The organism is Blautia sp. AF17-9LB, from assembly GCF_003479185.1.
Lineage (GTDB): Bacteria > Bacillota > Clostridia > Lachnospirales > Lachnospiraceae > Fusicatenibacter > Fusicatenibacter saccharivorans.
On the sequence record NZ_QUGU01000009.1, the window covers coordinates 20,348 to 33,687 of the forward strand.

Annotated in this window: 11 protein-coding genes; all 11 read left to right on the top strand. The window is 46.3% G+C overall.

The window, feature by feature from the left end:
• The first annotated feature begins 79 nt into the window (after window positions 1-79).
• Window positions 80-1,525 carry a uracil-xanthine permease family protein gene (locus DWX00_RS10730; RefSeq protein WP_117510677.1) on the top strand — a complete coding sequence of 482 codons (1,446 nt, stop codon included), beginning with the start codon at window positions 80-82 and terminating at the stop codon, window positions 1,523-1,525.
• A gap of 476 nt (window positions 1,526-2,001) precedes the next feature.
• Window positions 2,002-3,846, top strand: coding sequence for an extracellular solute-binding protein (locus DWX00_RS10740; protein WP_118595205.1), 1,845 nt, complete (start codon window positions 2,002-2,004; stop codon window positions 3,844-3,846).
• An 89-nt stretch (window positions 3,847-3,935) separates the two neighbouring features.
• Complete coding sequence (locus DWX00_RS10745; protein ID WP_238046142.1) at window positions 3,936-4,847, top strand: ABC transporter permease; 912 nt, start codon at window positions 3,936-3,938, stop codon at window positions 4,845-4,847.
• A 14-nt stretch (window positions 4,848-4,861) separates the two neighbouring features.
• Window positions 4,862-5,749 carry a carbohydrate ABC transporter permease gene (locus tag DWX00_RS10750; RefSeq protein ID WP_117510684.1) on the top strand — a complete coding sequence of 296 codons (888 nt, stop codon included), beginning with the start codon at window positions 4,862-4,864 and terminating at the stop codon, window positions 5,747-5,749.
• Between the two features lie 142 nt (window positions 5,750-5,891).
• Window positions 5,892-6,911: a sugar kinase gene (locus DWX00_RS10755; protein WP_117510686.1), complete on the top strand. Its 1,020-nt coding sequence runs from the start codon at window positions 5,892-5,894 to the stop codon at window positions 6,909-6,911.
• A gap of 52 nt (window positions 6,912-6,963) precedes the next feature.
• Complete coding sequence (locus DWX00_RS10760) at window positions 6,964-7,467, top strand: shikimate kinase (protein ID WP_117801787.1); 504 nt, start codon at window positions 6,964-6,966, stop codon at window positions 7,465-7,467.
• 337 nt (window positions 7,468-7,804) lie between these two features.
• On the top strand, window positions 7,805-9,094 hold the full coding sequence (locus tag DWX00_RS10765; RefSeq protein ID WP_055226306.1) for a UDP-N-acetylglucosamine 1-carboxyvinyltransferase: 1,290 nt from the start codon (window positions 7,805-7,807) through the stop codon (window positions 9,092-9,094).
• Window positions 9,095-9,329: 235 nt separating this feature from the next.
• Window positions 9,330-9,740 (top strand): TIM-barrel domain-containing protein, encoded by a 411-nt coding sequence (locus DWX00_RS10770; RefSeq protein ID WP_118595206.1) that lies wholly within the window; start codon window positions 9,330-9,332, stop codon window positions 9,738-9,740.
• 292 nt (window positions 9,741-10,032) lie between these two features.
• Window positions 10,033-12,195 carry a PTS transporter subunit IIABC gene (locus tag DWX00_RS10775; protein ID WP_055267260.1) on the top strand — a complete coding sequence of 721 codons (2,163 nt, stop codon included), beginning with the start codon at window positions 10,033-10,035 and terminating at the stop codon, window positions 12,193-12,195.
• Window positions 12,196-12,222: 27 nt separating this feature from the next.
• The gene (locus tag DWX00_RS10780) at window positions 12,223-13,059 is read left to right on the top strand and encodes a PRD domain-containing protein (protein WP_022461277.1); all 837 of its coding nucleotides are present in this window, start codon (window positions 12,223-12,225) and stop codon (window positions 13,057-13,059) included.
• 4 nt (window positions 13,060-13,063) lie between these two features.
• Window positions 13,064-13,321 carry an HPr family phosphocarrier protein gene (locus DWX00_RS10785; protein WP_117801790.1) on the top strand — a complete coding sequence of 86 codons (258 nt, stop codon included), beginning with the start codon at window positions 13,064-13,066 and terminating at the stop codon, window positions 13,319-13,321.
• Window positions 13,322-13,340: the final 19 nt, after the last annotated feature.

Here is a 13,340-nt window from a genome sequence, read left to right on the forward strand (position 1 = left end):
GGAAAAATTCCGGCTGTGCAGGGCATATTCCATACCGAAAGGCAAGGCAGCCCAAATCTACAAAAGCAGGAGAAAAGCAATGAAAAAAGAAAAAAGTTCAGCTATGGGAACCCCGTACACCTTTGAAGGACGGATTCCGCTGAAGCAGGCGATTCCGCTTGGATTGCAGCACGTAATGGCGATGTTCATAGGAAACCTTACCCCGCTTCTGATCATCATGGGAGCGTGCGGTCTGACGGCGGATGCGGGCTACGGTGCACTTCGTACGGCTCTTTTGCAGAATGCAATGACAGTAGCCGGTATTGTAACACTGGTACAGATGTTTTCGATTGGACCGATCGGCGGTAAAGTACCGATTGTTATGGGTACATCTTCTGGATTCCTCGGCGTATTCAAGAGCGTGACAGCCGTGCTGGGACAGGGCGCGCTGACGTACGGCGCTATCCTTGGTGCGACAATTGTCGGCGGTCTGTTTGAGGGCGTGCTTGGCGTCTGTTTAAAGCCGCTTCGTAAATTTTTCCCGTCGGTTGTTACCGGCTGTGTCGTTATGGCGATCGGTCTTTCGCTGATTCCGGTTGGAATCAATTATCTCTGCGGCGGTTCCGGAACGAACGATTACGGTTCCATACAGAACCTGTTCCTTGGCATGGTCGTTCTGATTGTAACGCTGGCACTGAAGCACTTTACAAATCCGAAGGGAATCTTAAGCACGGCTTCAATTCTGATCGGTATTTTAGTCGGCTACGTGGTAGCTATTATTATGACCATGGTTCTGCCGCATACCGGAACGGCGGTTCTTGAGGATGGAAGCACTGTTTCCTATACATATTCCTGGGTTGTCAATTTCCAGCAGGTAAAAGATGCGTCCTGGTTCGCACTCCCTGGTATTGCAGGCTTTGGAAAACTGGCTGAGGTAAAACCAGTCTTCCGTGTGGAGGCAATTCTCCCGGTAGCGATCATGTTCATCGTAACAACCGTTGAGACGGTCGGCGATATCTGCGCCTGCGTAGAGAGCGGTATGGACCGCGAGGCAACCGATTCTGAGCTTTCCGGCGGTATCATCTGCGACGGTCTCGGATCCAGCTTTGCAGCAGCACTCGGCGTTCTCCCGAATACTTCTTTTGCACAGAACGTCGGCATTATTTCGATGACAAAAATCGTAAACCGTATGGCACTTTCCTGCGGAGCCATTTTCCTGATCCTCTGCGGACTCTGCCCGAAGATTGCAGCATTTGTATCCATTATGCCGCAGTCCGTACTCGGCGGTGCAGCCGTTATGATGTTTGCGTCAATTCTGGTTTCCGGTATCCAGCTCATCACAAAAGAGCCGATTACGAGCCGTGAGATCACGATCGTTTCTGTTGCACTGGGTCTTGGCTACGGCCTTGGTTCCACAGCGGGAGCAACTTCTGAGCTTCCTTATTATATCCAGCTGATTTTCGGCGGCTCCGGTATTGTTCCGGCAGCTGTTGCGGCGATTGTACTGAATATCATTATTCCAAAAGAGAAGAAAAAAGCAGAATAAAGAACAAAAAAAGAAAAAGAACCTCTTATGTTTCCGGAAAGAAGTATTCCCGGGGAGAGATAAGAGGTTCTTTTTTATTGTGCTGCCCGGCATTCGGAGGGAACTGCCGGTAGAAGGCTCTGCAGGTAAAATGTCTGAAAATACGAGGAATATACAAAGTGACGGAAAAAGCACAAAAAATCCGTCAATAGATAAAAGAATAACGAAAAAGAAAAAGTCAAGATTGACTATAAATTTTAAAATAGTGTACAAAATCGACAATATGAATTAAAAAAACGAAATAAATTGTGAAAAACACATAAAAAATGCTTGTCAAAACGGGTGGAAGAGAGGTATAATCATTGCATAAAAAGTGTGACGAAAATGTGAAAGTTTTAGGCAAAACGTATGATTAAAAACAATGGATTCTTCGTAAGCCTGGACAAAAGCAACAACGGAGCAAGCAAAAAGAACGTAAATCACAAGGAGGACACCAAATGAAAAAGAAAGTAATTTCTGCATTACTGGCAAGCACCATGATCGTAAGCCTGGTAGCATGTGGCAGCACTGGAGGAGACAGTTCTGACACAAACAGCAAGAGCAGCGGCACAACAGCATCAAGTACGGCAGGCGGCGATGAAGCAAAGGATACCTCATCGGACAGCGGCTCCGGCGATGCAGCAGGTTCTGGTGACTGGGTTGCAGCAGCTGATGAAGCAGACGATGCAGTACCGGGTGAAAATGACGATCGTGCGTTTGCAAAATTTGATCATGTCGTAGAAGTACATTATGGATATCAGATCGACCCGAAGGATACCACACTTCCGGACGGCGATTCCGTAGATAACAACCAGTACACCAGATACCTTCTGGATAACTACAACATCAAAGTTGTCTGCGACTGGACTGCAGGTAATGCATCTGACTTCCAGCAGAAAGTATCTCTGGCAATCGCATCTGCTTCCCTTCCGGATGCAGTCGTTGCACCAACCCGTAACTACCTGGTACAGGCAGCAAGAGCAGATCTTCTTGCAGACCTCTGGCCGGAGTTCAACCAGTACGCATCCAAACAGGTAAAAGAAATCATCGAGACTACCGAAGGACGTGCGATCAACAATGCAACCGTAGACGGAACCTTCTGTGCACTGCCAAACATATCGGTAGATACCGATGGTGTTTACCTGTACTTTATCCGTCAGGACTGGCTGGATCAGTTAGGACTGGAAGTTCCGAAGACCGTAGATGAACTCGGCGAAGTAGCTCAGAAATTTAAAGACGCAGGTCTCAGCCCGGATTATGCAATCGCAGGTATTGATAACGGCGGAAGAACCTACTCCAACTTCCTGAACTCCTCCAACAACGGATACGGTTTCGATGCTGTATATCAGGCATTCAATGCAACACCGGGATATTTTCTGAAAGATGATTCCGGCGAACTGTACTGGGGAACTACAACAGATGAAATGAAAGAAGCCCTTACCACCTTACATGACTGGTATGAAAAAGGCCTCATCAACCCGGAGGTTGGAACCACAACCAACGGCGACAATGCAAACAATGTTAAGAACGGAACCTGCGGTATCTTCATGGGACCATGGTGGAGCCTTGGATACGGAAACCCGGATTCCTTCCGTAACGATAACAATGCAAACTGGCAGGCATATCCGCTGTACACCAAAGACGGTGAGTGGAATATTCATATGAAAGACGTTGGAACCACTTATACTATGGTAAACAAAAACGCATCGGATGATGTGAAGAAAGCCATTGTTATCATGAACAACGTACTCGTTCGTGATGAGTCTACCTTCGATACTTCTGTAGCAATCGGCTGGTATCCGCTGCGTAACTGTATGGCAGCTACCGATGAGTGCGAGTATGAGTATGATGCACTGATGGGAATCATCAAAGGCGAAGCAAGCGCAGATGATTATCAGCAGGGCGGAAGCAAATTCAACGGTCTGTACAAGAACCTGGCAAACGATGCCGCAACTCTGAAAGACGTTATCTCTGAGGACTATGACGGATCCAGAGATCTGACAGTAACCGATATGGATGTCAACACCAACAACGGACAGTTCAACAGATTCTATGCACTGCTGATTGGTGATCGTCCATACGCAACACTTGAGCCGGATCACAAGATCTATTCTGAACTGTACTACACCATCGACGGAATGGATACCTACTGGACCCAGATTTCTGACCTGGAAGACAAGAGTATCCTTCAGTTCATCACTGGTGCGAAGAGCCTTGACGAGTGGGATCAGTTCTGCACCGACTGGCATGTACAGGGTGGTGATCAGATCCTTGAGCTGGTAAAAGATTACCTGGCTGAGTAACTAATGTAAATGTATGATGTGGAGGGTGGGGTACAGGAAAACCTGTACCCCACTACTTTAAAAGAATGACATCAAAGGAGGAGCTTGCCGTGAAGAAGAAAAAAGGCCGTCTCGGGCTGTCAAATTCCTTTCACTATACGTTAATGGTTCTGCCGGGTTATATCTGGCTGTTTATGTTTTCTATCGTTCCGATGGTTGGTATTGTAATGGCATTCCAGGATTACAATCCGAGCAAAGGATGGTTCGGCTCTCCGTGGGTAGGTTTGAAATGGTTTAAATACCTGACCGTTATCCCGGATGCAAAACGGGCACTTGTCAATACTCTGATTATTGCAATCGCAAAGGTTATTCTGAATATCATCATTCCGCTGGTGTTCGCACTGCTGCTGAATGAGGTAAAGAATATGAAGTTCAAAAAGACGGTTCAGACGATCGTATATCTGCCGCACTTCGTATCCTGGGTTATCCTTGCAAACATCATCACCAATATCCTTGGCGCAAACGGAATTTTCAACACGGTCCGCAGCGCAATGGGTGCAACGGATACCGTTCTTCCGATGACCATGCCTGGCATCTTCCGTCAGTTACTGATCGGAACCGATGTATGGAAAGAGTTCGGTTACAACGCAGTTATTTATCTTGCAGCGCTGACCGGCATCAGCCCGAGCCTTTACGAGGCAGCCGCAATCGACGGCGCAAGCCGCTGGAAACGTGTATGGCACATCACCATCCCGGGACTGGTTCCGACCATCGTTCTTCTGACCACACTGGCAATGGGCAACGTTCTGAATGCAGGTTTCGACCAGGTATTCAACATGTACAACCAGCTGGTTATTGAAACTGGTGATATCATCGATACATACGTATACCGTATTGGTATTACAAACATGCAGTTCTCGCTGGCTACTGCAGCAGGTCTCTTTAAATCTGTTGTCAGCTTCGTGCTGGTTGTTACTTCTTATGTTTGTGCTTACAAGTTTGCTGATTACAAGATTTTCTAAGGAGGGCAGAAATTATGATAGAAAGCAAGAGTTTTGGCAGCAAAGCGTTTAAAGTCATAAATGCTATCATCCTGATTCTCCTGGCATTCAGCTGTTTTTATCCGTTATGGTATACGTTCTGCGTATCTATTTCTTCAAAAGCAGCCGCTGAGGGTGGTCTTGTAACGATTTACCCGATCGGATCAAACGTAAAATCCTACAGCCTGATTATGGGTGATTCCGCATTCTGGAATTCCTTCTGGATTTCCATCAAGCGAGTTGTGATTGGAACCATATGGACCATGGTTGTCCTGATTATGATGTCCTATCCGCTGGCAAAGAGCAAAACAGAGTACAAACCGAGAAATGTCCTGATGTGGATCCTGGTATTCTGTATGCTGTTCAATGGTGGTACCATTCCGTGGTTCATCACCGTTAAAAATTATGGTATGATCGATACGATGGCAGCACTGGTTCTGGCTGGTTCTGTTCCGGTATTCAACGTACTCCTGATGATGAACTTCTTCCGCGGCATCCCGGGAGACCTCGAGGAGGCAGCCCGTGTAGACGGCGCCGGCCCGTGGCGTATCCTGTGGCAGATTGTAGTTCCGTGTTCCAAACCGGTTATCGCAACCATCGTCCTGTTTACATCCGTTGGTTACTGGAACGAGTATTTCCAGGGCCTGGTATTAATGAACAAAGAGACGAACTATCCGTTACAGACCTACATCCGTCAGATCTCCGTTCAGATCCCGGTAGGCGTAACCCTGACTGCAGAGCAGTATCAGCAGTTAGCACAGAACTCCAACAAATCACTGGAGGCAGCAAAGGTATTTATCGCCCTTGTTCCTATGCTGATTGTATATCCGTTCCTGCAGAAATACTTCGTAACCGGTATTACACTGGGAGCAGTAAAAGAATAAGAGAAAACGCAGAAAAAGCGGCTTCTGAATCGAAACAGGAAGCCGCTTTTTTGCGCTTTTTTTCTTGCGTCCGGGGAGAAAACAGCGTAAGATAAAAAGGTATTGAGGTGAAAAACAAAATGTTTCTGGAGGGGATTTTATCATGAAAATACTTACATTCGGAGAACTGATGCTGCGTTTAAAAACACCGGAGCATCTGAAAATACTGCAGGCAGATACCTTTGAAGCCAGTTACGGCGGCGCGGAGGCGAACGTCGCGGTTTCTCTGGCAACACTCGGGAACGATGTTTCCTACGTGACAAAAGTGCCGGAGCACCAGGTCGGACAGGCGGCCATCAATGAAATCCGCCGGTTCGGTGTGGATACGACCCGTGTTCTGCGGGGCGGCGGCCGCGTCGGTATTTACTATTTTGAAAAGGGAACCAACATCCGACCGACGAGCGTGGTTTATGACCGCGCCTACAGCGCGATCGCGATGGCAGAAGCGGAGGAGTTTGACTGGGAAAAACTGCTCGAGGGCGTGGATCTCTTTTATTTCTCCGGTATCACGCCGGCCATCAGCTGCGAGATCGAAAAGACGCTGGAGAGCGCTCTTATGCTCTGCAAAGAGAAAAAAATCCAGGTGGTATGTGATCTCAACTACCGCGGAAAAATGTGGTCAGCAAAGGACGCACAGCGCGTCATGCGCCGTCTGATGTCTTACGTGGATGTCTGCATTGCAAATGATGAGGACTTTGAATCATCGCTTGGCATTCCGGCGTATGATGGAGATATGTCGCGCGGCATTGAACAGATCGAGTCTTACAAAGAGGGCATGCTGGAAATTCAGAAACAGTTCCCGAACTGTAAAGCAGTTGCGAGCGTGCTGCGCAATCTCTACACCGTGGAGGACGGCGACTGGATGGGAATTTACCTGAAAGACGGAAAATTCTATGAGAGCCCGGTTCACAAAGTACACAGCTTTGAGGCAGTCGGAGCCGGTGATGCGTTTGGTGCAGGACTGATTCACGCGATGGCGCATGATTTTGCGCCGCAGAGAACCATCGATTTTGCGATTTCTGCAAGCGTCTTAAAGCTGATGATTCAGCACGATGCCAACGTGGTCAGCGAAAAAGAGATTGAGCAGATCATGAAGCAGGGCGGAACAAATCTGCAGAGATAGAGGAAACAAAAAGATTCCGAGAGTACATACAGGACAGCAGGAGGAATAAAACTTGAAGAAACGGAATATTATATTAATAGGAATGCCGGGAGCCGGCAAAAGCAGCGTTGGCGTTATCCTTGCAAAGGCTTTGGGGTATGAGTTTATTGATACGGATCTTGTGATTCAGCATCGGGAGAAACGTCTTCTGCGCGAGATTATTGCAGATGAGGGAAATGAAGGCTTTCTTGCGATTGAGAATGAGGTCAATGCGACTCTGGAAGCCGATGAAAGCGTCATTGCACCGGGCGGCAGCGCTATTTACGGGAAAGAGGCGATGGAGCATTTTAAAGAGATTGGAATAATCGTTTACCTGAAGCTGTCGTATGAGGATCTGGCAAAGCGTCTTGGAAACCTGAAGGGACGCGGCGTTGTGCTGAAAGAGGGTCAGACGCTCAAAGATCTTTACGATGAGAGAAGTAAACTGTATGAACAGTATGCCGAGATTACGGTCGATGAGAGCGGAAAGGATATCCAGGGTACGATTCTGGCACTTCGCGAGCAGATTGGCATGTAAGAAGGAACGGTGGAATATTCGGAGAATTTTCAAAAACATAATATTACGTAATAATAAGGAAAATGTTCTGAAAGTTAGAAATTACATATAACGTTTCTCTGAATATTCCTGACCGGAAACGGTGGAAAAAAACGGAAATAGTACGGAATATATTAAAATTGATTTACAAAATATTAGATTTGAGTTAAGATAAGGGGAGACTGAAAAATTACTGCGGGGAGCAGTGCGTTTCAGTGAGTCCAGAGTGTGTAAAAAAAACAGCAGAACAGACTTTGAATCGTTATTTCGGATAAAACACACTCGTTAAGTTATGAAAAAGAAAATTTGAGGTGAATATATGGAACAGTATGTCATCAGAGGTGGAAATCCTCTTGTGGGCGAAGTGGAAATCGGGGGAGCAAAAAACGCGGCGCTTGCAATTCTTACGGCAGCAACGATGACCGACGAAACGGTCCTGATCGAAAATCTGCCGGATGTCAGCGATATTAATGTACTTTTGGAAGCAATTGCAGAGATCGGAGCTACTGTGGACCGCATCGACCGTCATACCGTGCGGATCAATGCATCGACTATCGGTGATCTGAGTGTTGACTATGAATATATCAAAAAAATCCGTGCGTCTTATTATCTTTTAGGCGCGCTGCTTGGAAAATACAAAAGAGCGGAAGTTCCGCTTCCGGGCGGATGTAACATTGGAAGCCGTCCGATCGACCAGCATTTAAAGGGATTCCGCGCACTCGGCGCTGAGGTAAGCATCCGTCACGGCGCAATCGTGGCAAGTGCGGCAGATCTGCATGGAAGCCACATTTTCCTGGATATGGTTTCTGTTGGAGCCACCATCAATATCATGATGGCAGCTTCGATGGCAAGAGGAAATACAACGATTGAGAACGCAGCAAAAGAGCCGCACGTTGTCGATGTGGCGAACTTCCTGAACAGCATGGGAGCAAACATCAAAGGAGCAGGAACCGACGTGATCCGGATCAAGGGTGTCGATACCCTGCACGGAACCAGCTATGCGGTCGTACCGGATATGATCGAGGCAGGTACGTATATGTTTGCAGCAGCAGCCACAAAGGGCGATGTGCTGATTAAAAACGTGATTCCAAAGCATCTGGAAGCAACAACCGCAAAGCTCGAGGAGATTGGCTGCGACGTAGAAGAGTTTGACGATTCCATCCGTGTGAGCGCAAGCAAACGTCTGGGCAGAACACACGTAAAGACACAGCCGTATCCGGGCTATCCGACCGATATGCAGCCGCAGATCGCGGTTACACTGGCACTGGCAAACGGTACGAGTATTGTAACAGAGAGTATTTTTGAAAATCGTTTTAAATATGCGGATGAGCTGGCACGTATGGGCGCCTGTATTAAAGTAGAAGGCAACACGGCGATCATCGACGGCGTAGAGAAATTTACCGGAGCAGAGGTTTCCGCACCGGATCTTCGCGCCGGAGCAGCACTTGTTATTGCAGGTCTTGCAGCAGAGGGTGTTACCGTGGTGGATGATATTGTATACATTCTGCGCGGATACGAGGATTTCGATGGAAAGCTCCGAGGACTCGGCGCTGAAATTGAGCGCGTGAATAATGCAAAGGATATCCAGAAATTCCGATTAAGAGCGTAAAAACAGCATAAAACAGATGTTGACAAAAAGGACGGTCCAATAAAAGGTACCGTTCTTTTATTTTACTTTATTGCGAAAAAATTGGCTTAAATTTTACTACTATTATTGTGAATTATTTTTTACCTTTCAAAGCTGAGGCGGTCAGTGTTGGTAAAAAAAGATATTTAAAAAGGTACAAATTTATATCGGAAATGAGGAACGTCCGAATATAGAAGATTACCTTTCCTCTGTGCAGATGGGATTGTGGATGCCATTATCCAGAGCGCACGGTAAAACACCGCGGGAACCATGGCAGTATGGAGATATGGCATTAAAAGAAGTAAAAAAATGGATTAACTTCAGACATCGACTTGTGCCATATCTTTATCACACCGCCTGCCAGAGTCATCAGTCTGGTATTCCAATGATTCGTCCGCTTGTGATGGAATATCCGAAAGATCCAATCGCAAAGATACAGAATCTGTCTTATATGCTTGGTGATGCATTGCTTATTTCACCCGGATTTGACAGAGATGAATATGAACTGTATCTTCCGGAAGGCCGGTGGCAGGATATTGAAAGTAAAGAAGTATTGCATGTGCCTGCACAACTATGGAAACAGGAAGATCTTGAATTTATGACATTTCAAAAAAAAGATGTTGATTAGCTATTGTGCACAAAATAGATGCATAAGAATGTGAAAAATGGATAAAAAGAAAAAAGCTGAAATCATAAGAACTGACTTGACAAAAGAGATTTATCTGTGCTATATTCAACTACAGTTGTAGTGTGTAACTCGATTTTTGGAGGCATTAACTATACATAACAGGAATTGTTTATGTGGGTTAGTGTCTCTTTTTTGTGCTCTGTTTTAGAAAAAAGAGTACAACCGGCTAAAAAGATGCAAAACCGCAGAAACTCTTCTTGTAAAAAGTATAAACTACACAAGGAGTAAAAAAATGAAGGACAAAATTTTTAGTGTTCTGCAGCGAGTGGGAAGAAGCTTTATGCTCCCGATCGCAATTCTTCCGGTAGCCGGACTTTTACTGGGAATCGGAAGCTCATTTACCAATGCAACCACAATTGAAACGTACGGGCTGACAAGTTTGCTCGGCAACGGCACAATTCTTCATGCGCTGTTGGTGATCATGAACAAAGTAGGAAGTGCGGTGTTTGATAACCTGCCTCTGATTTTTGCGGTAGGTGTTGCAATTGGTATGGCAAAGAAGGAAAAAGAGGTTTCTGCCCTGTCAGCCGTTATTGCATATTTCGTTATGAATACAGCGATTAACGCAATGCTGACTATTACGGGTCAGATTCTGGAAAACGGAGAAATTGCAGAATCTGTTCTGGAAGGAACCATCACTTCTGTCTGCGGTATTCAGTCGCTGCAGATGGGTGTGTTTGGCGGTATTATTGTCGGTCTTGGAGTCGCAGCACTTCATAATCGATTTTACCGGATCCAGCTTCCGAACGCACTTTCTTTCTTTGGAGGTACTCGTTTTGTACCAATTATTTCTACGATCGTCTATATGTTTGTGGGAATTTTAATGTATTTTGTATGGCCGGTTGTACAGAACGGCATTTATGCGCTGGGTGGCCTGGTAACCGGCTCCGGTTATGTCGGAACGCTGATTTTCGGTCTGATTAAGCGAGCACTGATTCCATTTGGTCTGCATCACGTATTCTATATGCCGTTCTGGCAGACAGCAGTCGGAGGTACCATGGAAGTGGCAGGACAGATGGTGCAGGGCGGACAGAATATTTTCTTCGCACAGCTTGCGGATTCTGCGAATGTCGCACATTTCAGTGCAGATGCAACGAGATATTTCTCCGGAGAATTTATTTTTATGATTTTCGGACTTCCGGGAGCGGCACTTGCCATGTACCATTGTGCGAAACCGGAGAAGAAAAAAGCAGCAGGCGGCCTGCTTCTTTCCGCAGCACTTGCGTGTATGGCAACTGGTATCACAGAACCGCTGGAATTCTCTTTCCTGTTTGTTGCACCGGCGTTGTTTGTCGTGCAGGTTATTCTTGCGGGAACAGCTTATATGATCGCACACATCCTGAATATCGCGGTAGGTCTTACCTTTTCCGGCGGACTTCTGGACTTCTTCCTGTTCGGTATTCTGCAGGGAAATGAAAAGACAAGCTGGATGAGGGTGATTCCGGTCGGCATTCTTTATTTCTTCCTGTATTATTTTATCTTCAAATTCATGATTAAAAAGTTTGATTTTAAGACACCGGGCCGTGAGGATGATGATGTAGAAACCAAGCTTTATACGAAAGCAGATGTAAATGCAAGAAAAGAGGCGCAAAACGATGGGGTGGCATCGGAAGATGCCATGAGTGAAGCGATCACAAAAGGTCTTGGCGGAAAGAAAAATATTTCGGATGTGGACTGCTGTGCGACAAGACTGCGCTGTACTGTTCATGATGCAGCGAGAGTCAGCGATGGTATTTTAAAGGCGACAGGGGCATCTGGCGTTGTGCATAAAGGAAATGGTGTACAGGTTATTTACGGACCCAATGTAACTGTGATAAAATCAAATTTAGAGGATTATCTGGAAAAAGCTCCGAATACGTATGCGGAAGCAGAAAATACACCAACCCCAAAAGAGGCGGAACCGACGCAGGAAACAAAAGAACAGAAGGTTGTGGATACGATTACTGTCTGCAGCCCGATAAGCGGACTGGCAGCCGACCTTTCTACTGCGCCGGATGAAGCGTTTGCAGAAAAGATGATGGGAGACGGCGCTGTTGTGACACCGGAAGATCCTTATGTGCGTGCTCCGGAGGACGGAGAAGTCGCGTTTGTTTTTGACACAAAACATGCGATTGGATTTGTAACCGATTCCGGGGTCAGCCTTCTGATTCATGTCGGAATTGATACAGTAAAACTGAACGGAGAGGGATTTGAGGCACTGGTAGAAAGCGGTCAGACCGTGAAAAAAGGTGATCCGATGCTGAAACTGGATCTGGAATATCTGAAAACACATGCGCCGTCGGTTACGTCACCGGTTCTTTGCACAGAGCTGGAGGAGAACCAGAGAATCCGTCTTTTGGCAGACGGACCGGTAAAAGCAGGAGATCCTTTATTTGCGATTGAGATTCTCGCGTAAGCTGTGCCTTAAAAACGGGTGAGAAGAATGTACAGGATAGCAAAAACACTGAACCACAATTCATTTATTGGGGTGGAAGAAGAAAATAACCGGGAATATCTGGTCATGGGGAAAGGAATTGCATTTGGGAAAAAAACGGGACAGCGTGTACAGCCGGGAGACGATGCCCGCATTTATTCCCTGACAGAGATGACGGAGCGAGGAAATGCCAGAACCATTGTACAGGGCGTTTCTCCGCTCAGCCTGGAGCTGGCGAGTGCCGTGCTTGACGAGGCAGAAAAGGAATTTGGAAAAATTGACCGTTCCATCGTCTTTCCAATGGCAGATCATCTGGATTTTGCTGTCCGGCGGATTCAGAACGGTGAGCAGATCAGCAATCCGCTCACCGACGATATCCGTGTGATGTTTTACAAAGAGTATAAAGTTGCTTCCTGTATCAGGGAGCTTTTAAAAGAACGGCTTCAGATCGAAATTGATGAACATGAAATCGGCTATCTTGCACTTCATGTTCATTCGGCAATTGTGGAGGAAAATGTTTCACAGGCCATGGAAGTAGCAAGAGCAGTCCGGGAGAGCATTTCTTTGGTGGAGCATATCACCGGGCATACCATCGATGTGATGTCGTTGTCGTATAACCGTATGATGAACCATATCCGCTATATGGTTGCAAGAGCGGTCAGTGGGGAAAAACTGAAAGTAAATATGAATGACTACATGTCCGTAAAGTTTCCGAAAGCCTTTCAGGCGGCGAAACGAATCTGTGAGGAGATGGAAAAGAGGCTGAAACTTCCGATGGAGGAGATCGAAATTGGATATCTCGCTATGCACATAGAACGGATTATGGACAGAGAAGAAGGAGAATAAAAGCATGAAATCATTTGAATATACCATTAAAGATGAACTGGGAATCCACGCAAGACCGGCAGGAATGCTGGTAAAGGAGGCAAAAAATTTTGCATCGGAATGCACCATCACAAAAGATGGGAAAACGAAAAAACTGACTCAGCTGATGATGCTAATGTCACTTGGCGTAAAGCAGGGAGATACCGTAACCGTTGCAGCAAACGGAGAGGACGAAGATGCAGCGATTGAGACGCTGAAAGCGTTTTTTGAAGCAAATCTGTAAAAAATACGCTCGGAGGATA